Annotated in this window: 19 protein-coding genes and 1 riboswitch; of the genes, 10 read left to right on the top strand and 9 right to left on the bottom strand. The window is 66.7% G+C overall.

Annotation, left to right across the window (positions count from 1 at the left end; translation table 11 throughout):
* Positions 1 to 67 precede the first annotated feature (67 nt).
* From ASF32_RS00720 to ASF32_RS00710, 3 genes are all read left to right on the top strand, one after another.
* Positions 68 to 1,096: a CorA family divalent cation transporter gene (locus ASF32_RS00720; RefSeq protein ID WP_056422180.1), complete on the top strand. Its 1,029-nt coding sequence runs from the start codon at positions 68 to 70 to the stop codon at positions 1,094 to 1,096.
* Between the two features lie 61 nt (positions 1,097 to 1,157).
* On the top strand, positions 1,158 to 3,503 hold the full coding sequence (locus ASF32_RS00715; protein WP_056423231.1) for an Orn/Lys/Arg decarboxylase N-terminal domain-containing protein: 2,346 nt from the start codon (positions 1,158 to 1,160) through the stop codon (positions 3,501 to 3,503).
* The gene (locus ASF32_RS00710; protein ID WP_056422177.1) at positions 3,500 to 4,117 is read left to right on the top strand and encodes a GNAT family N-acetyltransferase; all 618 of its coding nucleotides are present in this window, start codon (positions 3,500 to 3,502) and stop codon (positions 4,115 to 4,117) included. Before ASF32_RS00715 ends, ASF32_RS00710 begins: the two co-directional genes overlap by 4 nt.
* 55 nt (positions 4,118 to 4,172) lie before the next feature.
* Here the strand turns inward: ASF32_RS00710 and ASF32_RS00705 are convergent, their stop codons facing one another.
* On the bottom strand, positions 4,173 to 4,682 hold the full coding sequence (locus ASF32_RS00705; RefSeq protein WP_056423228.1) for a DUF533 domain-containing protein: 510 nt from the start codon (positions 4,680 to 4,682) through the stop codon (positions 4,173 to 4,175).
* A 182-nt stretch (positions 4,683 to 4,864) separates the two neighbouring features.
* Here ASF32_RS00705 and ASF32_RS00700 point away from each other — a divergent pair, with 182 nt between their 5' ends.
* Positions 4,865 to 5,314 (top strand): TIGR01244 family sulfur transferase, encoded by a 450-nt coding sequence (locus ASF32_RS00700; RefSeq protein WP_056422174.1) that lies wholly within the window; start codon positions 4,865 to 4,867, stop codon positions 5,312 to 5,314.
* A gap of 56 nt (positions 5,315 to 5,370) precedes the next feature.
* On the opposite strand, the gene ASF32_RS00695 is transcribed toward ASF32_RS00700, so the two are convergent.
* Together ASF32_RS00695 and ASF32_RS24240 are read right to left on the bottom strand one after the other, a co-directional pair.
* Positions 5,371 to 5,871 carry a DUF2721 domain-containing protein gene (locus tag ASF32_RS00695; protein ID WP_056422172.1) on the bottom strand — a complete coding sequence of 167 codons (501 nt, stop codon included), beginning with the start codon at positions 5,869 to 5,871 and terminating at the stop codon, positions 5,371 to 5,373.
* 275 nt (positions 5,872 to 6,146) lie between these two features.
* Entirely contained in the window at positions 6,147 to 6,854 is a 708-nt protein-coding gene (locus ASF32_RS24240) for a BA14K family protein (RefSeq protein WP_082470611.1), read from the bottom strand.
* Positions 6,855 to 7,137: 283 nt separating this feature from the next.
* Positions 7,138 to 7,244: riboswitch (TPP riboswitch) on the top strand.
* An 85-nt stretch (positions 7,245 to 7,329) separates the two neighbouring features.
* Here ASF32_RS24240 and thiC point away from each other — a divergent pair.
* Positions 7,330 to 9,237 (top strand): phosphomethylpyrimidine synthase ThiC, encoded by a 1,908-nt coding sequence (gene thiC / locus ASF32_RS00680; RefSeq protein WP_056141096.1) that lies wholly within the window; start codon positions 7,330 to 7,332, stop codon positions 9,235 to 9,237.
* A 45-nt stretch (positions 9,238 to 9,282) separates the two neighbouring features.
* On the opposite strand, the gene ASF32_RS00675 is transcribed toward thiC, so the two are convergent.
* The 3 genes from ASF32_RS00675 to ASF32_RS00660 all read right to left on the bottom strand — a co-directional run bounded on the left by ASF32_RS00675 (position 9,283) and on the right by ASF32_RS00660 (position 12,723).
* Positions 9,283 to 10,548, bottom strand: a complete 1,266-nt coding sequence (locus tag ASF32_RS00675) for a D-amino acid dehydrogenase (RefSeq protein WP_056422157.1) — start codon at positions 10,546 to 10,548, stop codon at positions 9,283 to 9,285.
* A 367-nt stretch (positions 10,549 to 10,915) separates the two neighbouring features.
* Positions 10,916 to 11,305 carry a tautomerase family protein gene (locus ASF32_RS00665; protein WP_056422151.1) on the bottom strand — a complete coding sequence of 130 codons (390 nt, stop codon included), beginning with the start codon at positions 11,303 to 11,305 and terminating at the stop codon, positions 10,916 to 10,918.
* A 68-nt stretch (positions 11,306 to 11,373) separates the two neighbouring features.
* Positions 11,374 to 12,723: an aspartate aminotransferase family protein gene (locus ASF32_RS00660; protein WP_056422148.1), complete on the bottom strand. Its 1,350-nt coding sequence runs from the start codon at positions 12,721 to 12,723 to the stop codon at positions 11,374 to 11,376.
* 173 nt (positions 12,724 to 12,896) lie between these two features.
* Here ASF32_RS00660 and ASF32_RS00655 point away from each other — a divergent pair, with 173 nt between their 5' ends.
* The 4 genes from ASF32_RS00655 (at position 12,897) to ASF32_RS00640 (ending at position 16,734) form a co-directional block, all read left to right on the top strand.
* Positions 12,897 to 14,303 carry a PLP-dependent aminotransferase family protein gene (locus tag ASF32_RS00655; RefSeq protein ID WP_056422145.1) on the top strand — a complete coding sequence of 469 codons (1,407 nt, stop codon included), beginning with the start codon at positions 12,897 to 12,899 and terminating at the stop codon, positions 14,301 to 14,303.
* A gap of 59 nt (positions 14,304 to 14,362) precedes the next feature.
* Entirely contained in the window at positions 14,363 to 14,779 is a 417-nt protein-coding gene (locus ASF32_RS00650; RefSeq protein ID WP_056422142.1) for an HIT domain-containing protein, read from the top strand.
* The gene (nudC, locus tag ASF32_RS00645; RefSeq protein WP_056422138.1) at positions 14,779 to 15,684 is read left to right on the top strand and encodes an NAD(+) diphosphatase; all 906 of its coding nucleotides are present in this window, start codon (positions 14,779 to 14,781) and stop codon (positions 15,682 to 15,684) included. The genes ASF32_RS00650 and nudC overlap by 1 nt, the downstream gene beginning before the upstream one ends.
* Positions 15,685 to 15,873: 189 nt before the next feature.
* Entirely contained in the window at positions 15,874 to 16,734 is an 861-nt protein-coding gene (locus tag ASF32_RS00640; RefSeq protein WP_056423225.1) for an outer membrane beta-barrel protein, read from the top strand.
* A gap of 48 nt (positions 16,735 to 16,782) precedes the next feature.
* Here the strand turns inward: ASF32_RS00640 and ASF32_RS00635 are convergent, their stop codons facing one another.
* The 3 genes from ASF32_RS00635 to ASF32_RS00625 form a co-directional block, all read right to left on the bottom strand.
* Positions 16,783 to 17,295 (bottom strand): ureidoglycolate lyase, encoded by a 513-nt coding sequence (locus ASF32_RS00635; RefSeq protein WP_056422135.1) that lies wholly within the window; start codon positions 17,293 to 17,295, stop codon positions 16,783 to 16,785.
* Positions 17,295 to 18,131, bottom strand: a complete 837-nt coding sequence (locus ASF32_RS00630; RefSeq protein WP_056422132.1) for a bifunctional allantoicase/(S)-ureidoglycine aminohydrolase — start codon at positions 18,129 to 18,131, stop codon at positions 17,295 to 17,297. The genes ASF32_RS00635 and ASF32_RS00630 overlap by 1 nt, the downstream gene beginning before the upstream one ends.
* A gap of 127 nt (positions 18,132 to 18,258) precedes the next feature.
* Complete coding sequence (locus ASF32_RS00625) at positions 18,259 to 19,560, bottom strand: dicarboxylate/amino acid:cation symporter (protein WP_056422129.1); 1,302 nt, start codon at positions 19,558 to 19,560, stop codon at positions 18,259 to 18,261.
* A 214-nt stretch (positions 19,561 to 19,774) separates the two neighbouring features.
* Between ASF32_RS00625 and ASF32_RS00620 the strand changes: the two genes are divergently transcribed.
* Positions 19,775 to 20,674: a LysR family transcriptional regulator gene (locus tag ASF32_RS00620; RefSeq protein WP_056422125.1), complete on the top strand. Its 900-nt coding sequence runs from the start codon at positions 19,775 to 19,777 to the stop codon at positions 20,672 to 20,674.
* Positions 20,675 to 20,902: the final 228 nt, after the last annotated feature.

Raw genomic sequence — 20,902 nt, 5'->3', positions numbered from 1 at the left:
CCCAGCCTTGCGATCCAGCGCGATAGTGAGCCGGTATTTTGCCGGCCATGTTCGCCGCGAACGCATTATGCAGCATCTTCTCATCGAGGAATCGTCCCTCCCGGGGCTGATCTTCGCCCTCGCCTTCGACACGGATGGACGGGGACGCCAGGTTGCGCTGGGGGACGAGCTTCCTTCCCTCGGTGACCCGGAACACGGCTTCGTTTGGCTTCACGTCGATCTCGTCGATGCGCGGACCGAGGCGCTGATCCTTGAGGGACGCCTTGGCCCGCCCCGTCTCGCCGCCGCAACCTTCGCCCGCGACGAGCATCAGCGTGTCGTCGTCGATGGCCCTCATGCCGGCTTCGTCATCGCCGACCGGGAACGCGCTTTCGACGGGTCGTCGAGCGAAGAACCGAACGGCCGCCTCCATTGCGTTCTCGGTCCAGGCTATCTGGTCAGTGGCCGTCGCCATGCCACGGCCTGCGCGGTCGCCGCCCGCGACGCGGTCCTGTCCGGCACCCTCGTTCCCGGCCCGGCAAAGCTGCTGGAGCGCTTCGTCGGCAGCACCATCGCATCGCTCAATGCCACGTCCGATCGCCTGTCCTCCTCCCTCGATTCCATCGAGGACGACATGCTCGACGAGGCCAAGGCCGACGATGCCAGGCCGTTGGGACCGATCCGCCGCCAATCCGTGCGCTCCCACCGTCAACTCGCCGGCTTACGCGCGGTGTTCCACCGGCTCGAGGATGAGGCCGCCATGGAGGGCGACCAATTGCCGGGAGCCGTCGGCGCCATGGCGGCGCGCGTGGTCCAGCGCCTCGATTCGCTCCACCGGGACATGCATGTCCTGTCCGAGCGCAGCCGGCTTCTCCAGGATGAGATCGCCGCCCGCACGACCGCGCTGACCAACCGGCAGCTCTTCACCCTCTCCATCCTCACGGCCCTGTTTCTGCCGCCCACCCTGGTCACGGGCGTCTTCGGCATGAACACCAAGGGCCTGTTCTTTTCCGAAACCGACAGCGGCTCCATGATCGCCCTGATCATCGGCGCGCTCGCGGCGCTGGCCGTCTATGTCGTCATCCGCCGGCTCAATCTCGCCGGCCGGCCTGGTTGATCCCGAACGCGAACGCGCCCACACACCCTCGATTCATCCGACCACCGGAGCCTTCCCCCGCATGGACTTCTTTCGCCGCTTCACCGTGCTCATGTGCGCGCCTAACTTCGATCCGGACGACCTCGAGGGCGTGCGCGTCCAGCAGATCATCGGCTCTGTGGAGAAGCTCGGCTTCGAAGTGGTCCGCGCCCGCCGCGTGGAGGACGCAGCCATCGCGGTCCAGACCGATGCCGCCATCGGCTGCATGGTGGTGGATTGGGGCAAGCGCGGCCTCGACGGCAAGGCGGCGGCCCTCATCAACCTGATGCGGAAGCGCGGGCTCGAAATGCCCATCGTCATCATGGTCCGCCGCAAGCGCCTGGAGGACATCCCCGTCGAAGTGCTCGACTTCATCGACGGCTACATCTTCCTGGCCGAAGAGACCCCGGACTACATCGCCCGCGGCCTGGTGAGCCGCGTGAAGCAATATGCCGAGACCCTGAAGACGCCGTTCTTCGGCGCGCTGGTGGACTATGCCGAGCAGGGCAACCAGCTCTGGACCTGCCCCGGCCATAACGGCGGCATCTTCTACAACCGCTCGCCGATCGGGCGTATCTTTGTGGAGCATCTCGGCGAGGCCGTGTTCCGCGACGACCTCGACAATTCCGTGCTCGATCTCGGCGACCTTCTGGTCCACGAAGGCCCGGCCTTGAAGGCGCAGAAAGAAGCCGCCGTCATCTTCGGGGCCGAAAAAACCTATTTCGTCCTCAACGGCACCTCGGCCTCCAACAAGATCGTGCTCTCGGCCCTGGTGGCGGAGGGCGACCTCGTCCTGTTCGACCGCAACAACCACAAGGCGGCCCATCACGGCGCCCTGTTCCTCGGCGGCGCGGTTCCGGTCTTCCTGGAGACCGACCGCAACTGCTTCGGCCTGATCGGCCCGATGTATCACGAGGCCCTCGACGAGGCGGCCATTCGTGAGAAGATCCGCACCAACCCCCTCATCACCGACAAGGAAGCCTGGAAGCGCGAGCGCCCGTTCCGCGTGGCGGTGGTGGAGCAGTGCACCTATGACGGCACCATCTACAACGCGCAGATGATCCTCGAGAAGATCGGGCATCTCTGCGACTACATCCTGTTCGACGAGGCCTGGGCGGGCTTCATGAAGTTCCACCCCCTCTTCGCCGGCCGCTTCGCCATGGGACTGAAGGGCCTCGACGAGACCTCGCCCGGCATCATCGCCACGCAATCGACCCACAAGCAGCTGGCGAGCTTCTCACAAGCCTCGCAGATCCATACCAAGGACAGCCATATTCGCGGCCAGACCCGGCGCATCGAGCACCGGCGCTTCAACGAGACCTTCCTCGTCCACGCCTCGACCTCGCCGTTCTACCCGCTCTTCGCCTCGCTCGATGTCGGCGCGCAGATGATGAAGGGCCGCTCGGGCGTCGTCCTGTGGGACGACACGATCCGGCTTGGCATCGAATGGCGCAAGAAGGTCCGTGCCATCCGCCGCGAATTCGAGGAGAAGGAGGGCGATCCTCTGCGCCGCTGGTTCTTCGACCCCTTCGTGCCGGACACGGTGAAGGGCCCGGAGGGCAAGGTGCCGTGGGAGAGCGTCTCGACGGACGAGCTCGCCAGCGACGCGAAATACTGGGAGCTGACCCCCGGTGCCGCCTGGCACGGCTTCAACCATGTGGCGCCGAACTACGCCATGACCGACCCGAACAAGCTCACCGTGCTCACCCCCGGCTTCGACCGGCGCACGGGGGAATATGCCGAGCACGGCGTGCCCGCGCCCATCGTGGCCCAGTACCTGCGCGAAAACCGCATCGTGCCGGAGAAGAACGACCTCAACTCGCTCCTATTCCTGCTGACGCCGGGCGTCGAATCCTCCAAGGCCGGCACGCTCATCTCCGGCCTCGTGGCCTTCAAGCGCCTGCATGACGAGAATGTGCCGCTCGAGGATGCCATGCCGGAATTCGTCCGGCGCCGGCCGAACCGCTACAAGGGCGTACGCCTGCGCGACCTCTGCGCGGATTTCCACGCCTTCCACCGCGAGCACGGCACCAGCACCCTTCAACGCAAGCAGTTCGAACCCGGCCACCTGCCCGAGATGGTCATGACTCCGAAGGAGGCGGTGCAGCAGCTCACCCGCAACAACGTCGATTACGTGCCGATCGCGGAAGCGGAAGGTCGCGTGGCGACGACCTTGCTTCTAGTCTACCCGCCGGGCATCGGCACGGTGCTGCCGGGCGAACGACTGGACGAACGGGCGAAACCCATGCTGGACTACTTCAAGATGTTCGAGCGCTCCGCGAACCTGTTCCCGGGCTTCGAGGCCGAGATTCAGGGCGTGTTCCGCAACGTCGATCCCGATGGGACCATCCGCTTCTACACCTATGTCATGCGCGAGAATCGCCTGTGAATCCGGAAGGGCCGCCCGCCGCCTCCGATACCGGGATCATCATCCGGCCCTCCTCGGATGCGGACGTGCCGGCCATGGTGGCGATCTACGCTCACCATATTCGGCGGGGCGTAGGTGATGTGGGGGATTTCGAAGCGGATCCGCTCCATCCCGACGACCTCAAGCGCCGCCGCAAGGCCATGCGCAAGAGGCGTCTGCCGCATCTTGTGGCCGACCGCGATGGGGTGGTGGCGGGCTACGCTTACGCTGTCCCGTTCCGGAAGCGCCCGGCCTATCGCTACACGCTCAAGCACTCGATCTACGTTCATCACGAGCACCTGAACGCCGGCATCGGGCGACGCCTGCTGCCGGCTTTGATCGAGGCCTGCGCCGCCGGTGGCTACCGCCAGATGATCGGCTATATCGACGCGCAGAACGAAGCGTCCCTGCGGCTCCACGAGACCTGCGGCTTCGTCCGTGTCGGCCTGTTGCCGGCGGTGGGCTACAAGTACGGCCGCTGGAGCGACAGCGTCATGGTCCAGCGGGCACTCGGCACCGGCGCCACCGACCAGCCCGGCACCTGGACACGATCGGTTGAGGCGCTGGTGGCAGGGCACGAATGGATGGGGAAGTAGCACTTCCCCATCGGGCCGGTACGGAGCGCGTCAACTCCCGCGACATCGCTCTCCATCAGGCATTTTCGAGCCCGGCATCGACCCTCGCCGCCACGTCCTGCGAGACGTCCAGGGCCTCGGCCAATCGCTTCAGGAACTCCCGCTCCTGCAGCGTATCGGCATCGATGGCCAGACGCGCTGCCGCATAGAGGCGGGCACCCTTCTCCGGCGAATCCACGCGTTCGGCGAGTTCGTCGATCTCGGCCGGGTCGGCCAGCTCCTTTTCGAGCCAGGCGCGGCCATCCTTGTCGATACCGGCCGCCTCTACCGCCTCGTCGAGGCGCTGGCGCTCCTGCGTGTCCACGATGCCGTCGGCCAAGGTCGCCGCCACCATGGCGCGCAGCATGATGCGGGCCTCGTCCTCGCCGACTTGGCTGAGATCGGGGGTTTCGGGCTCATGGGAAGGACGGAGTGCTCGAAGAGCCAGGCCCGCGACGAGGGCGAGCCCACCGAGGGCGGCCGTGGCGGCGATCCCGCCCTTGCGTGAGCGCACGAGCGCGTCGACGATCTGTCTTGCATCGGCCATGGTGGTCATCCTGAAGGCGGGTTGAGGATCAGACCGGAAACGGACGAGACCCATCCCGGGTTCAAGGCGGGCCGTGCGGTGGAATCAGCCTGCCCCGCTTGTGCCGCACGGAACGGACACGATCTGTGGCGGGTCCGTGCAGCGCCAACGGAGCCGCAAGGCAGCCCCAAGGACGATCTTCCATGACCATCACCTCCATCGAATCCCGACTTTCGGTCTCCGGCCAGCCGAACGAAGCCGAGATCGCCGACTTGGCGGGAAAAGGGTTCGCTCTGCTGATCAACAACAGGCCCGAGGGGGAAGAACCCGGCCAATTGGGCACGGAGGCCGAAGCCGAAGCCGCAGCTGCTAGGGCGGCGGGGCTGGCCTATCTCCATCTTCCGGTTACCGGCCCAGACATCACACTCGACGACATCGCGCAGTTCCGCGACGCCGTGGAAGGGGCGCCCGGCCCAGTCCTCGCGCATTGTCGTAGTGGTACCCGCTCGCTCACCCTCTGGGCTTTGAGCGAGGTGTTGGCGGGACGCTTGAGGCGCGATGACGTCGCGGCCTATGGCCGGGAACGGGGCTTCGACCTCAGCGGCGCAATTCGCTGGCTCGACGCGCATGGCGAGGGGATCGTCGAGGATTGAAGCCGCAGGTGGCGGTCCGCAACATTGGATCAAGCCCGTGCTGTTCGCGGCGATCGCTATGGGAGATCGGGTCCAGACGCTTCCCGATCCGAGGCCTGCACCGTCTGGCGGTCGACCTCGTCCCTGATACGGCGGCCCGCCATCAGGATCTCGAGAAGGAAGGCGACGATGGCCGCCACCGTGCAGACCAGGGCGACGCCGAAGCATCCGAACAAGACGGAGGCCGTGGCGGCATCGCGCAAGGCCCCGACGAAAAGCGTGAGCACCGCGATGCCGGTCATGATGCTGCCGAAACAGGCCAGCACCACAGCCACATCGAGCATGAAGGAGCGCTGACGCAGATAGGTCAGTTGGCGCGACAGGTGCGCCGCCTCGGTCGCATCCGCCTTCTGCAAGCTGGCGGCGGCATCATCGACACGGTCGGCCACCCGCCCAAGGCGCGTTGAGAAGACATTGAGCAGCGTCGCCAGCGCCGTCAGCAGGAAAGCGGGAGCGAGCGCGACCTGAATGACGTGGGCGATGTCGTCGGGAGCGAGGAGAGAACCGGAAGCCACCATGACGTGGCGTTACGCCATGCCGAGCAGCCCCGGAAGATCCCTCCTCGCTGCGACCGCCGTTCCTAGACCCAGACCCTCGAACGGGGTGGAGGCGGGGTCGTCAGGTATAGATCATCATCTCCGCCGATGGACCGATGGCAAAGACGGCGCGGATAAGTAAGGCAGGCGCCACTGGGCCCAGATGCGACGAAGCCCCGCAACGAGTGATGCGGGGCTTCTCTTGTCGGATGAGGCTGAAATGTCTTCGCTCTTGGTGCAGGTCTTCCGTGCAGTTGTTATTGCGGGCAGCGGTGACGCTGACCGTCATTGCCCAGATAGGTGCCCGATTGCTGATCGTAGGAGCGGAAGCGCTGGATGCAGTAGGCGACGTCCTGATCGGACCCGCCGACATCCTGCTGAACCTCGACGGCGCCACCATAATAGGCTGGGGCATAGCCGCCGCCGTAATAGCCACCGTTATCGTAGTAACCGCTGCCATAGCCGTAACCGATTCCGGCTCCAGCCAAGCCTAGCCCCAAACCAAGACCGAGTCCGCCGTAGCCGTATCCCCGGCCGTAGCCACGATTGTAGCCATACCCGCGGTGATGACCGTAGCCGCCACGGTTGAAGCCACCGCCGGAGTTCGGACCGGCAGCGATCCCGCCCTGTCCGCGTCCACCGCCCCAGCCTCCCTGGCCAGCGCCTCCCACGGCAGCGGGACCGCCGCCAGCACCGCCACGGCTCAAGCCGCCACCGCCACCGCCCCAGCCTCGCCCACCACCGCCCGCAGCCGCGAGTCCCGCGCCGCCAGCACCTCCACGGCTCATTCCACCGCCGCCCCAGCCGCCGCCTCCACCACCCGCGGCGAGCCCACCGCCGCCACGGCTCGTGCCACCGCCGCCACCGCCGCCACCACCCCAGCCGCCTCCGCGAGCGTCGGCGGTTGTCGGAACGAACGCGACCGCGCCGAGCAATGCGGCCGATGCGAGAATGAGTTTGTTCATGGAACGCCAGCCTGATTGTTTTTTAGAATTGATGACTGACAACGCGCCGTCAGCAGGGAAGGCTCCATTATGGGAGGGCTTTTGACGGACTGAAATATGCCGCACCGAAAATGGACTGTGCTTGCGGATGAAATCGAACACTACGGTCGTCGAGAGCTTAACGGCCCGACCCGAACGATCCGCGATCGGCGCGACGTCATCGTTGCCGTGGTGTGAGTCCTTGCATTCGACTGGGGATGTCGGCTCCGGCGATTGACAAAGGCGCGGCGAACGCAGACTTTCGAATCGTTCCGAGGGGGGCCCCGTTCAGGGGGCTGAGATAGGGCCGCAGCCCTGACCCTTGAACCTGATCCGGCTCATACCGGCGGAGGGACGGGAACTACGCTTGGGTTGTCTGCTCCAAACGAGCGGGTGCCCGTCGTCCTGACGTACCGTTGCGAACCGGATCGCCTCCCACGCCAGGAGCGAATCCGATATGAACGCACCCGTCCTCCCCAAAGACCTTTCCGGACAAGAACCCGCCAAGGGGCAGCCGCAAGCGGTGACCACCGGCCCAATCATGGGCTCGCGCAAGGTCTATGCGAGCGTGGCTGGCCGTGACGACATCCGGGTGCCGTTCCGCGAGGTCACGTTGAGTGATCCGAAGGAGGCGCCGGTGCGGGTCTACGATCCGTCTGGCCCCTATACCGAGACCGATGCCCGGATCGACCTGAATGCCGGCCTGCCCCTATTGCGCGACCCGTGGATCGCCAAGCGCGGCTATGCCACGATCACGCCGCGCGCGGTCAAGCCCGAGGACAACGGCTTCGTGCCGGAGGACAAGCTCGTCGCCCCCTGTCCGGCGACGCGCCAGATCCGCAAGGCCGGCCCCGGCCAGATGGTGACGCAGTACGAGTTCGCCAAAGCCGGGATCATCACCGAGGAGATGATCTACGTCGCCCACCGCGAAAACCTCGCCCGCGAGACGATGCTGGAAGGCGCGCAGACCGCGCTGGCCGACGGCAACAGCTTCGGTGCCTCGCTCCCCGCTTTCATCACCCCCGAATTCGTGCGCGACGAGGTGGCGCGCGGCCGCGCCATCATCCCGGCCAACATCAACCACCCCGAGGTGGAGCCGATGGCGATCGGCCGCAACTTCCTCGTCAAGATCAACGCCAATATCGGCAATTCGGCCGTGACCTCGTCGGCAGCGGAAGAGGTGGAGAAACTGGTCTGGGCGACCCGCTGGGGCGCCGACACGGTGATGGACCTCTCCACTGGTCGAAACATCCACAACATCCGCTCGTGGATCGTGCGCAACTCGCCCGTCCCCATCGGCACCGTGCCGATCTACCAGGCCCTGGAGAAGGTCGGCGGCGATCCGCTGAAGCTCGACTGGGAGGTCTTCAAGGATACCCTCATCGAGCAGGCCGAGCAGGGCATCGATTACTTCACCATCCATGCGGGCGTCCGCCTCGCCCATGTGCCGCTCACCGCGCGCCGGGTCACCGGCATTGTCAGCCGAGGCGGCTCGATCATGGCGCGCTGGTGCCTCGCCGGTCACCGGGAATCGTTCCTCTACGAGCGGTTCGACGAGATCTGCGACATCATGAGGGCCTACGACGTCTCGTTCTCGCTGGGCGACGGCCTGCGCCCTGGCTCCATCGCGGATGCCAACGACGCGGCGCAGTTTGCGGAACTCGAGACCCTCGGCGAGCTGACGAAGATCGCCTGGGACAAGGGCTGCCAGACCATGATCGAGGGCCCCGGCCACGTGCCGATGCACAAGATCAAGGTGAACATGGAAAAGCAGCTGGAGGAGTGCGGCGAGGCGCCGTTCTACACCCTCGGCCCGCTGACCACCGATATCGCACCGGGCTACGACCACATCACGTCGGGCATCGGCGCTGCCATGATCGGCTGGTTTGGCTGCGCCATGCTCTGCTACGTCACCCCGAAGGAGCATCTCGGCCTGCCCAACCGCGACGACGTCAAGGAAGGCGTGATCACCTACAAGATCGCGGCCCATGCCGCCGATCTCGCCAAGGGCCACCCGGCGGCGCAGCTGCGCGACGACGCCCTGTCACGGGCCCGGTTCGACTTCCGCTGGGAGGACCAGTTCAACCTGTCGCTGGATCCCGACACGGCGCGGGCCTATCACGACGAGACCCTGCCGAAGGACGCCCACAAGGTCGCGCATTTCTGCTCCATGTGCGGCCCCAAATTCTGCTCGATGAAGATCACGCAGGATCTGCGCGCCGAGGTGCTCGCCATGGAGGCGGCCGGTCAGGTGCTGGGCGAGGCGACGCCCATGAGCCAGGCCGAGCGCGAGGCGGGAATGGCGGCCAAATCCGCCGAGTTCCAGGCCGAGGGCGGCAAGCTCTACGTCGACGCGGCCGAATAGGCCGCCTCATTCGGCCCCTCGCGCCTCGGCGCGAGTGGCTCATCGTCAAGCGCCGGCGGCGTAGCGGCTGACGGCGAGTTCCGGGGTGGCGCTGTCCGGCGTGCGGCCGGAGATGAGGTCGGCCAGCACCCGGCCCGAGCCGCAGGCCATGGTCCAGCCCAGGGTGCCGTGGCCGGTGTTGGTGTAAAGGTTCGACAGGCGCGTTCCGCCGACGATGGGCGTGCCGTCCGGCGTCATCGGCCGCAGGCCGGTCCAGAACTTCGCCTGCGAGAGATCGCCGCCCGCCGGGAACAGATCACCGACGGAGCGAACCAGGGTCTCCCGACGCGGTCCGCGTAGGACCGCGCTGAAGCCCGCGAGCTCGGCGGTGCCGCCGACCCGGATGCGGTCGCCGAGCCGGGTGATCGCCACCTTGTAGGTCTCGTCCATCACCGTCGAGACCGGTGCCGCCTCTGCATTGGTGACCGGCAGGGTGAGGGAATACCCCTTCACCGGATAGATCGGCAGATCGATGCCGAAGGGCCGGAGCAGAGCCGGGGTGTAGCTGCCCATGGCCACCACGTAGGCGTCGGCGGTCAGGACCTCGCCCGCTGCCGTCGCCACGCCGCTGATCCGGTCACCCTCGCTGCGCAGGCCGGTGATGGCCGTGCCATAGCGGAAGACTACGCCGAGGCCCTCGCAGAGCGCGGCGAGGCGCTGGGTGAACAGATGCGCGTCGCCGGTCTCGTCGCCGGGGAGCCGCAGGCCACCGACGAAGGTCCCGGCCACCCGCGCCAGGGCCGGCTCGGCCATGATGCAACCGGCGGGGTCCAGCACCGCGTAGGGAACGCCATAGGCGTCGAGGACGCGGGTGTCGTCCCCGACATGATCGAGCTGCTTCTGCGTCCGGAACAGCTGGAGCGTGCCCTGCTCGCGGTGATCGTAGGCGATGCCGGTCTCGGCGCGCAGGTCGCGCAGCACGTCGCGGCTGTATTCGGCCAGACGCACCATCCGGCCCTTGTTGCGCTGGTAGGCTTCCTCCGTGCAATTCGCCAGCATCCGGGCGAGCCAGCCGTAGAAACGCGGCTCGAAGCTCGGCCAGACCACGAGGGGCCGGTGGCGCATCATCAGCCACTTCATCGCCTTGAGGGGAATGCCGGGCGCCGCCCAGGGCGCCGAATATCCCGGTGAGACCTGGCCGGCATTGGCGAAACTCGTCTCGAGCCCCGCCGCCGGCTGGCGCTCCAGCACGGTGACCCGGTGGCCGGCTTTGGCCAGGTAATAGGCCGAGGTGACGCCGACGACGCCGCCACCGAGGATCAGGACATGCATGGCCGGCGTTCCGTAGAGGGTCGGGGTTAGGGTCCGGAATGGGCTTGGCGCCCCGGGCGGGTTCGCATTGGCGGGCCAACACGTCACCTCGCTCAGTCCTTATGACGTGTCGCAGGTTTCAGGCCGCAGAAGCGGCGACCCTCGTTGCGAAACCCGCCCAGGGCCTGTTTGATCGGGTTTTCCAGCGGATGCTTGTGCCAGAGCAGATCATCCCAGCAGACCACCTCATCCTGAGGCGCCCTTTGCTTGAGCAAAGGGCCTCGAAGGAGCTCTCCAGTCGTCTCCCGATCCCTGGAAGCCTCCTTCGAGGCCGCTACGCGGCACCTCAGGATGAGGTTAAGCTCTAGAATAAGAACTCAAACGATTGTCAGAGTTCGCCGGTGAGGAACTGCGCCCGGCCGTGGCCGAAGGACCAATCCTCGTCGGTGTTCTCCACCGTGGAGACCATGACGTCGGCCGGGGCGATGCCGCAGGCGGCTTCGAGCTTCTCGGTCAGCAGCCGGTAGAACAGCTGCTTCTTCTCTTTGCCGCGCGGCCGGGTGATCATCTGGACCACCACAACGTCCTTGGTGCGCGGGATGTCGAGCCCGGTATCCTCGACGATCATCCGCGAGGGCTTGTGCTCGGTGACGATCTGGTAGCGGTCGCCCGGCGGAACGTTGAACGCCTCCAGCATCGCCTCGTGCGCGGCGTCGAGGAGCGTCTTCAGTTCGGAATCGGTGCGGCCTTCCAGGATATCGAAGCGCATCAGGGGCATGTCGGTTCAACCTTTGAAGAGAATGGAACGGGTCACGGGCCGTCTATCGGGAGTGCGCCGGCCGCCGGTCAGGCTTCGGCGCGGATGAGACCGCGCAGCATCTCGATCATGCCGGTGATCTCAGCTTGGGTCGAGATGAAGGGCGGGCCCATGGCGATGGTGTCGCCGGTGAAGCGCAGGAGGATGCCTTCGCGCAGGCCGCGCTCGAAGATCCGCAGGGCGCGCGCGCCGGGCTGGCCCGGTGTCGGTTCGAGATCGACGGCCGCCGTCAGGCCGAAATTGCGGATGTCCTTGATGCCCGGTTCGTCGCGCAGCGTGTGGACGGCCCCCTCGAGGATCGGCTCCAACTCGCGCACGCGGGCAAAGAGGTCACCCTCCTCCATCAGGTCGAGGGAGGCATGGGCGACGGCCGCCGCCAGGGGATGGCCCGAATAGGTGTAGCCGTGGAACAGCTCCACCGCCGCCGCCGGCCCGGTCATGAACGTGTCGTAGATCTCCTTGCGGACGATGACGCCGCCCATCGGCACGATGCCGTTGGTGATGCCCTTGGCGAAGGTGATCATGTCGGGGATCACACCGAGGCGGTCAGCGCCGAAGGGCGCCCCGAGGCGGCCGAAACCGGTGATCACCTCGTCGAAGATCAGCAGGATGCCGTGCCGCGTGCAGATTTCGCGCAGGCGCTGGAGATAGCCCAGCGGCGGCACGATGACCCCCGCCGAGCCCTGCAGCGGCTCGACGATGACGCAGGCGATCGTGCCCGCATCGTGCAGCGCCACCATCCGTTCGAGGTCGTCGGCGAAATGCGCACCCCAGGTCGGCTGGCCCTTCGAGAACGCCATCTCGGCATAATCGTGGGTATGGCGCAGGTGGTCGACGCCCTGGATCATCGCGGTGGCGAACATCTTGCGGTTGGCCACCATGCCGCCCACCGACATGCCGCCGAAGCCGACGCCGTGATAGCCCTTCTCGCGGCCGATCATGCGGAAGCGACCGGCCTCGCCGCGCAGGCGGTGATAACCGAGAGCGATCTTGAGGGCGGTATCGACGGCCTCCGAGCCGGAATTTGTGAAGAACACCCGGTCGAGCCCGTCCGGGGCCATGTCGGCGATACGCTCGGCCAGCCGTAGCGTCACCGGGTTGGTCATCTGGAAGGCGGTGCAGTAATCGAGGGTCTCGGCCTGCCGGCGCAGGGCCTCGACGATCCGCGGCTGGGCGTGGCCGAGGGGGCAGCACCACAGGCCCGACAGGCTGTCGAACAGCTCGCGTCCCTCGGCCGTCCGGTAATAGGCGCCCTTCGCCGAGGTGATGATGCGCGGCGTCGGGTCGGCCTTCACGTGGCGATTGGGCGTGAACGGCATCCAGTACGGCTCGACATTGAGCTGCCGGTCCGCCGCCTGGTCGATGATCGCATGATCCATGTGTCTCTCCGCCGATCCCCGATGCAAGATCCCGACCCCCGCCGCACTGCGTTATCGCCCGGCCCTGGCTCACCGACTATCAACAGTTGGCGGGTTGGCACGCGCAGCTGTATCTGTTCACCCACCCATACAGTCGGATCGCCGAGACCGGCCTCGCCCGTGGATGACGGCCCATGATCAGCCTCGACCCCGCCAGCACCGCCCCCCTCGTCGCCCAGCTGGTGGAGGCCGTGTCCGAGCGCATCCGCAGCGGGAGCGTGGCGCCGGGCGCCCGCCTGCCATCGGTGCGCAAGCTGGCCGTTCAATGCGGCGTGAGCACGCTCACCGTCTCGAACGCCTATAACCGGCTGGTGGCGGACGGCCTGCTCGAAGCTCGACGCGCGAGCGGATACTTCGTCTCGGCCCGGCTGCTCGATCGCAAATCCGTCGTCCCCCGGCGGAAACCCGTGCAGATCTCGGTGGATTCCGGCTGGCTGCTCCAGCGGGTCTACGAGGAGGACGCTTTCACCGTCAAAGCCGGCTGCGGCTGGCTTCCCGACAGCCACCTGTTCGCCGACGGGATCAAGCAGGCCCTGGCGGCCCTGGCGCGGCGCCCCGACCGGCTGGTCTCGCGCTATGGGCATCCCCTCGGCCACGCGCCCTTGCGCCGGGCGATCCAGTTGCTCCTCGCCCAGCGCAACATCGAGTGCGAGCCGGACCAGATCCTGCTGACGCATGGGGCGAGCCAGGCCCTCGACCTGACCATGCGGACCTTCCTACAGCCGGGCGACGTCGCCTTCGTGGACGATCCAGGCTATTGCAACCTCTACCCCTCGCTCCACGCCATGGGGGTGACCATCGTCGGCGTCGAGCGGACCCTCCAGGGGCCGTCGATTCCCGCGCTCCAGGCACTGGCGGAGCGGCACAAGCCGAAGCTGTTCTTCACCAATACGAGCTTCCACAACCCCACCGGGACGTCCTGCTCGCCGGCCACCGCCTACCAGATCCTCCGCATCGCCGAGAAACACGACTTCCAGATCGTCGAGGACGACATCTATGCGAGCTTCGTCGAGGAGACGGCGCCCAGCATCGCCAGCCTCGACCAGCTCGCGCGCGTCATCCACATCAGCAGCTTCTCGAAGACCATCTCGCCCGCCCTGCGGGTCGGCTATCTCGCCTGCAACCCCGAGAATGCGCAGCGGCTCCTGCGCATGAAGATGGCGGCGAGCCTGACGAGCTCGGAAATCTCCGAGAGCATCGTCCACTCGATCCTGACGGAAGGCCAGTACCGCCTCCACATCGCGAGGCTCCGCGAAAAGCTCGCCGCCGAGCAGAAGATTGTGGCCGAGGCCCTGCTCTCGGTGGGCCTGTCGCTGTTTCACCGCCCCGCCAACGGGCTCTTCCTCTGGGCCGGCTTCGGCGGAGATCCGGACACGGCCGGCCTCGCGCAAAGGGCCGCCGCGAAGGGCATCATGCTCGCCCCCGGACACCTGTTCCGCGCCGATCAGGAGCCGACCCCGTGGCTGCGCTTCAACGTGGCGCATGCCAACGCGCCGGCCCTGTTCCGCTTCCTCGACACCGAGCGGCCCGCGCCGGCGTGACTTACGAGGCCGAACCGGCGAGAACTCCGCATTCCCAACGCATCCCAGCTTGAGCGGCGATGACAAACGATTTCACCCTCGACCCGCGCCTCGTCGCCGACACCGTGCCGGTGGGCGACCTCGCCTTGTGCAGTGTCCTGCTGATGGACGACGCCCGGTTTCCCTGGCTGATCCTGGTGCCGCGCCGGGCGGGTGCCAGCGAACTCACCGACCTGTCGGCGGAGGATGCGCGCGACCTCATGGACGAGATCCGGATCGCCACCGGCGTGATGCTGGCCCTCGCCAAGCCCGACAAGGTCAACGTCGCGGCCTTGGGCAACGTCGTACCGCAGCTCCATGTCCATGTGATCGGGCGTTTCCTGTCCGATCCGGCCTGGCCCTCGCCGGTCTGGGGCGTAGGCACGCGCCAGTCCTATCCGCACCACGCCCGCGCCCAGATGATCGAGCGCATCGGCGCCCTGTTCGCGGCCGCCTGATGAGCGCGCGCCTCGACCAACTCGGCTATGCGGAGAGCCGGCTCGTCCGCCATTCGGCCGAGAGCAGCGACCTCGTGCCGAAGCCGGACGCGCCGGATGCGCGGATCGTGCTGGTGGCGGGGGACCGCATCGTCCTTGCCGGCGATACGGCGCTCCTCCCCTCAGGGCAGGCGGCGAGCGCCTGCCACGCCGAACTCACTCTGTTCCTCGGCCGCCTCGACGGGGCTCCGGTCTTCGCCTGCGCGGTCTCGCCGGAGTCCGCCGACGGGTACGAGTCCGACTCCGGCTTCCGCACCACCGACCTGCGCAGCCTCGCTGCCGAGAATGCGGTGGCGCCGCATGAACTCGGCCTCCTCGCCACGGCGAAATCCATCCTGGCCTGGCATGCCCGCCACGGCTTCTGCGCCAATTGCGGAACGGCCACCCGTTTCGCCGCCGGCGGTTTCCGCCGCGAATGCCCGATCTGCGAGACCCATCACTTCCCCCGCGTCGATCCGGTGGTGATCATGCTGATCCGCCGGGGAGAATCCTGCCTGCTCGGGCGCTCGCCGCGCTTCAAGGAGGGCATGTATTCCTGCCTCGCCGGCTTCCTGGAGCCCGGCGAGACCATCGAGGACGCGGTCCGCCGCGAGACCCTCGAAGAGGCGGGGCTGAGGATCGGCGCGGTGACCTACCACGCCTCGCAGCCTTGGCCGTTCCCGTCGTCGCTGATGATCGGCTGCGCGGCGCAGGCCCTGGACGAAGCGATCACCATCGATCCGGCAGAGCTCGCGGACGCCCGCTGGTTCACCCGCAACGAGGTGGCGGCGATGATCGCCGGCACCCATGGCGAGGGACTGACCGTGCCGCCGCCTATGGCGATCGCTCATCTGCTCATGCGTGCCTTCGTCGAGGAGCGGCTTTAATGGGCTGTGGAAACCGGTCGACAGACTCACGGCAGTGGCATTTTTGTACCTCCCTGAGGAGGAGTTAGCCACGTCGCGTCATGGTTAAAAATTTCGGACGATCGGTCCGAAATTGTGTCTTCCCGGCACTATCCCAGGATTGCTCCGTTGATTCACGTCGCTGCCGTCAATGGAGGCGGCGAGGGGACGATGGCGAAGATTGTGTTGGGTGTCGGCGCGATGATCGGGCTGATGACCGGAACCGTGGCTGCAGCGGACCTGCCCCGCCGTTCCGCACCGCCGCCCGTCTTCGTGCCTGTCCCAGCTTTCAGCTGGACCGGCTTCTATGCGGGTGTGCAGGCCGGATACGGCTTCACCGAGCGGCAGACCGTCCGCACGGCGGCGACCTCGGTGAATGGCAGCAACGCCGATCTCTTCATCGAGCGCGCCGGCATCGCCTCCCTGTCCTCCCGGCAGGAAGGCTTCGTGGCCGGCGGTCAGGCCGGGTACAATTACCAGTTCACCCCCGGCGCGGGCCTTGTCCTCGGCATCGAGACCGACATTGCCTATACCGACCTGGACGAGACCAAGCGCAGGTCGCGCGGCATCTTCGGGTCGGGCAGCGATTCGGCCGTGGTGACCACCACGCGTCAGAGCCTCGATTTCCTCGGCACCGTGCGCGGCCGGCTCGGTTACGCGTTCGATCGCGTCTTGGTCTACGGCACCGGCGGTCTCGCCTACGGCAACGTGAACTACCAGAACGCGTCGAGCTTGCAGTTGGGGGGAACTTCGACCCTCGACCTCTTCGCCGGCGGGATCGACCGTCTCGAGACCGGCTTCGCCTATGGCGGGGGCATCGAATACGCCCTGCCGACCGAGAATTTCCTCAACGTCTTCCGCTCCTCCGCGGTGACGCTGAAGGTGGAATACCTGCATTACGATCTCGGCAAGCGCAGCGTCCCGCTGACGGGCTCCAGCGGACTCGCCCAGTCCCTCGTGGAGGCGACCTCGCGCTTCCGGTCGGAGGGAAGCGTCGTCCGGGTCGGGCTGAACTACAAGTTCGGCTCCTGAGCCATCGGGACATCCGGCTCGCGATGCCCTCCGGGGCATCGCGGCGGCTTATCCCTCCGACATTGTCGGCAGAGCGACCGTCCAAGGCTCGTCGAGCCGAACCTCTTCCAAGTTGGTGCCCGTCCCGCCGCGATCGATCACCAGGAACTCCTGGGGCGCACCGAAGGGGGTCAGCACGCCGTGCCACGTGCCGATAGCGTAGCAAACCCCCTGGCCCGGCGCCGTGACGAAGGCCTGTGGTGGTCCGGGCCGCCCGTCCTCGTCGGGGCACACGACGACGAGGAACGGCGCGTCGTCCAGCGGCACGAAGGCCTGCGCGCCGAGGGGATGGCGCTCGATGAGACCGACCCTCAGCGGCAGGGGATAGGGCTCGGCTTCGACGAGGCCGATCACCACCCGCGCGCCCTCGCCGATGGCGCGGATTTCCGCCAGATCGTGGAAGCGGCGCGCCATGCCGGCATTCATCGGGCGCGGATCGACGGCCGCCCTGTCGATGACCGTCCCGAACGGGGCGAAGGCCTCGGGCGTGAGCGGGCGGGCGACGATGTGGCGGGCGCTCATCACCCGATCCTGCGCGGCGTCAGGGCCGGGTGGCGGTTGACGTCCTTGTAGAGCAGGTAGCGGAAGGGACCGGGGCCGCCAGCGTAACAGGCCTGGGGGCAGAAGGCGCGCAGCCACATGAAATCGCCGGCCTCCACCTCGACCCAGTCGCGGTTGAGCCGGTAGACCGCCTTGCCTTCGAGCACGAAGAGCCCGTGCTCCATCACATGGGTTTCCTCGAAGGGAATCGAAGCACCGGGCTGAAGCGTCACGATGTTCACGTGCATGTCGTGGCGCACGTCGTCGGGGGAGACGAAGCGGGTCGTGGCCCAGACACCGTTCGTGCCGGTCATGCCCCGCGGCTCGATCTCGGAATCGTGGCGGATGAAGGCGGGGGGCACGTCGATGCCCGGCACGGGCTCGTAGGCCTTGCGGATCCAGTGGAAGCGGGCCGGCTCGCCGCCGTCATTGCGCAACGTCCAGGGGGCGCCCGGAGGAAGATAGGCATAGCTGCCGGAGCGTAGGGCATGCGTGGCCCCCTCCAGGACGAGGCTGGCATGACCACCGACCACGAACAGCACGCCCTCGGCGCGGGCGTCGAGTTCCGGGCGCTCGCTGCCGCCGCCGGGCGCGACTTCCATCAGGTACTGGGCGAAAGTTTCGGAAAAGCCGGAGAGCGGGCGGGACAGGATCCAGGCGCGGGTGTCGTCCCAGAACGGCAGCACGCTGGTGACGATGTCGCTCATCACGCCTTTCGGGATGACCGCATAGGCTTCGGTGAATACGGCCCGGCCGGTCATCAGCGCGGTCTGGGGCGGCAGTCCACCGCAGGGCGGGTTATAGGAAGAGGCGGTCACGGGCTCGTCTCCAACAATTCATGCGACTCGTTCGAGCCGTTAACGTCGCGGGCCCAGCGCGGATCGTGCCAGGGCGGACCCGGATTGGCCTGTTCCGACCTGGGCGCGCCGGATGTCGTCCCGGAGCTTACGCCTTGGCAAGGGGGCTATCGAGCACCGCCGCCGTGTCGGTGGCGACCTCTCCGTTCAGGACGCGATGGGCCTGAGCCCAATCGATATCGCCCTCCCAGGCGGCGATGACCACCGTCGCCACGCAATTGCCGATGAGGTTGCCGAGCGCCCGGGCGATGCCGACGAACCAGTCGATGGACAGAACCAGCACCAGCCCGATCACCGGGATTTCCGGCACCGCCGACAGGGTCGCCGCCAGGACGACGATGGCCGATCCGGGGACGCCGTGTGCGCCCTTGGAGGTCAGGAGGGCGATGCCGAGGATCAGCATCAGGTGTCCGAAGGACAGGGGCGTGTTGGTGGCCTGCGCGATGAAGACGGTGGCGAGGGTGAGGTAGAGGGAAAAGGCGTCGAGGTTGAACGAGTAGCCCGTGGGGATCACCAAGCCGACGGTGGAATCGCGGATGCCGAGCCGTTCGAGCTTGCGCATGATCTGCGGCAGCACGCTGTCGGAGGAGGCCGTGCCCGCCACCACCATGAGTTCCTCGCGCAGATAGGCCATGAGCTTCAGGATGCTGAAGCCGGCCGCGCGCAGGATCGCGCCGAGCACGACGAAGACAAAGAACGCGACACCCACATAGAACAGGGCCACCAGCATCCCGAGCTGCCGCAGGGAGCCGATGCCGTACTTGCCGACGGTGAAGGCGACGGCGCCGAGGACACCGAGGGGGGCCAGCCGCACGATGAAGCCGATGATCTTGAACAGGACGGCGGTGATCCGCTCGATGCTCTGCGCCAGGGGCTGCCCGTGCTCGCCCAGCAGCGCCAATCCCGAACCGAACAGGATCGCGATGATGAGGACCTGGAGGATGTCGCCCTTGGCGAAGGCATCGACGATCGTGGTCGGGATGATCTTCATCAGGAAGTCGACGGTGCCTGTCACCTGCCCGACCCGGTCGGTGTAGCTGGCGATGGCCTTGGCATCGAGAGTGGAGGGATCGATGTTCATGCCGGCCCCCGGCGCGAACACGTAGGCGAGGACGATGCCGAGCACGAGGGCCAGGGTCGTGACCGCCTCGAAATAGATCAGCGCCTTGAGACCGACCCGGCCGACCTTGCGCAGGTCCCCCGCCCCGACGATGCCGTGCACGACGACACCGAAGACCAGGGGCGCGATCGCCATCTTGATCAGCTTGATGAACCCGTCGCCGAGGGGCTTCAGGGCGACGGCGAAATCCGGCCATGCGATGCCGAGGACGATGCCGAGGACGAGGGCCGCGACCACCTGACCGAACAGGGACGCAAAGAAGCGCCGCATGCGAACCTCCAACCGTTGCTTCAGGCCGTTCGTCGCTCCGCGTGCCCGGCCCCGGTGCATCGGAAGATTCACTGACAGGAGGTGGGACGTCCCGCGGGGTCATGCAGGAATTACATGTCCTCGACAATCGCCGAGCGCAGCATTGTTCGACCCGAGGCAGCCGTCAAATATATCTTTCATCGCCATTAAGAAGCTCAGCGTATGAATGGCGGTCATGGAACTTCGCCACCTCCGCTACTTCGTGGCCGTCGCAGAAAAGCTCAGCTTTACAGCGGCGGCGGATGCTCTCGGCGTGGCGCAGCCGCCGCTGAGCCAGCAGATCCGCGATCTCGAAACCGAGATCGGAACCCGACTGCTCGAGCGGACGACGCGCCGCGTGTCGCTCACGCAGGCGGGCCAGGATTTCCTGGTCCGGGCCAAGGCCATTCTCCACAGCGCGCAGGACGCCACCGAGCGGGCGCATGCCATCGGCTGCGGCAGCGTCGGCGTGCTCAATGTCGGCCTGACGGGCTCCATGCTCGCCGGACCGCTCGGCGGACTGATCTATAAGTTTCAGGAGACCTTCGTCGGAGTCGACATCCAGATCCATGAGATGTCGCCTGACAAGCAGATCGCTGCGCTGAAATCGGGGCAGACGGACATCAACTTCCTGCGAACTCCGCCGCAGGACCCGGACCTGACGAGCGAATTGGCCTGGAGCGAGGGAATCAACGTCGTCCTGCCTAAAGGCCACAGCATCACCACCGAATCGGTGACGTTGAGCTGTCTGAAGGACGAGAAGTTCGTCTTCCTGCGTCTGCGGGATTCGCTCTTTGCCAGGCACATTCTGCAATGCTGCATCGGCAGCGGATTCTATCCGACGATCTCGCAGCAGGCGGTGGAAGCCGCCTCGCTCACCAGCCTCGTGGCGGCGGGATTCGGCGTCGCCCTGATCCCGGAATTCGTGGCGAAGCTCGCCCATGCGAACGTCACCTACCGGCCCGTCGTCTCGCCGATCCTGTCGGCGGATGTCCACGCCCTCTATCATCTGCGGTCGGGACCGATGGCCCGGAATTTCTTGGCTCTGATGCGCAGTGACGCGGAGCGTCTGGCCACCGAATTACGGCAGGGATGACGCCTCGATCGACCGCCGACCGGTGTTCAACATTGGCTAACCAATCGGGCCCACCCTGGCTGCCATGTCGAAACAAACCGTCAAAACCGCACGATGCGCACTCTGGCTGGCTTCGCTGGCCCTCTGTTGCGTCTGCGCCTTCCAACTCATGAAGATCCCTAAGACCGCGCCTCAGCCGGGCAATCACGCCACGCTCAGGGGCGAGCCCGAGACGACGGGATCGATTGA

Origin of the sequence: Methylobacterium sp. Leaf91 (assembly GCF_001422815.1) — a bacterium.
Classification (GTDB): Bacteria; Pseudomonadota; Alphaproteobacteria; order Rhizobiales; family Beijerinckiaceae; genus Methylobacterium.
Note: the sequence above shows the minus strand (reverse complement) of the source record. Positions and strands in the feature narration are given on the sequence as shown.

Excerpts from the sequence above, each read along its gene's own strand:
- ASF32_RS00720 (WP_056422180.1), top strand. The coding sequence starts at position 68 with ATGCAGCATCTTCTCATCGAGGAATCGTCCCTCCCGGGGCTGATCTTC.
- ASF32_RS00715 (WP_056423231.1), top strand. The coding sequence starts at position 1,158 with ATGGACTTCTTTCGCCGCTTCACCGTGCTCATGTGCGCGCCTAACTTC.
- ASF32_RS00705 (WP_056423228.1), bottom strand. The coding sequence starts at position 4,682 with ATGGCCGATGCAAGACAGATCGTCGACGCGCTCGTGCGCTCACGCAAG.
- ASF32_RS00700 (WP_056422174.1), top strand. The coding sequence starts at position 4,865 with ATGACCATCACCTCCATCGAATCCCGACTTTCGGTCTCCGGCCAGCCG.
- ASF32_RS00695 (WP_056422172.1), bottom strand. The coding sequence starts at position 5,871 with ATGGTGGCTTCCGGTTCTCTCCTCGCTCCCGACGACATCGCCCACGTC.
- ASF32_RS24240 (WP_082470611.1), bottom strand. The coding sequence starts at position 6,854 with ATGAACAAACTCATTCTCGCATCGGCCGCATTGCTCGGCGCGGTCGCG.
- thiC (WP_056141096.1), top strand. The coding sequence starts at position 7,330 with ATGAACGCACCCGTCCTCCCCAAAGACCTTTCCGGACAAGAACCCGCC.
- ASF32_RS00675 (WP_056422157.1), bottom strand. The coding sequence starts at position 10,548 with ATGCATGTCCTGATCCTCGGTGGCGGCGTCGTCGGCGTCACCTCGGCC.
- ASF32_RS00665 (WP_056422151.1), bottom strand. The coding sequence starts at position 11,305 with ATGCCCCTGATGCGCTTCGATATCCTGGAAGGCCGCACCGATTCCGAA.
- ASF32_RS00660 (WP_056422148.1), bottom strand. The coding sequence starts at position 12,723 with ATGGATCATGCGATCATCGACCAGGCGGCGGACCGGCAGCTCAATGTC.
- ASF32_RS00655 (WP_056422145.1), top strand. The coding sequence starts at position 12,897 with ATGATCAGCCTCGACCCCGCCAGCACCGCCCCCCTCGTCGCCCAGCTG.
- ASF32_RS00650 (WP_056422142.1), top strand. The coding sequence starts at position 14,363 with ATGACAAACGATTTCACCCTCGACCCGCGCCTCGTCGCCGACACCGTG.
- nudC (WP_056422138.1), top strand. The coding sequence starts at position 14,779 with ATGAGCGCGCGCCTCGACCAACTCGGCTATGCGGAGAGCCGGCTCGTC.
- ASF32_RS00640 (WP_056423225.1), top strand. The coding sequence starts at position 15,874 with ATGGCGAAGATTGTGTTGGGTGTCGGCGCGATGATCGGGCTGATGACC.
- ASF32_RS00635 (WP_056422135.1), bottom strand. The coding sequence starts at position 17,295 with ATGAGCGCCCGCCACATCGTCGCCCGCCCGCTCACGCCCGAGGCCTTC.
- ASF32_RS00625 (WP_056422129.1), bottom strand. The coding sequence starts at position 19,560 with ATGCGGCGCTTCTTTGCGTCCCTGTTCGGTCAGGTGGTCGCGGCCCTC.
- ASF32_RS00620 (WP_056422125.1), top strand. The coding sequence starts at position 19,775 with ATGGAACTTCGCCACCTCCGCTACTTCGTGGCCGTCGCAGAAAAGCTC.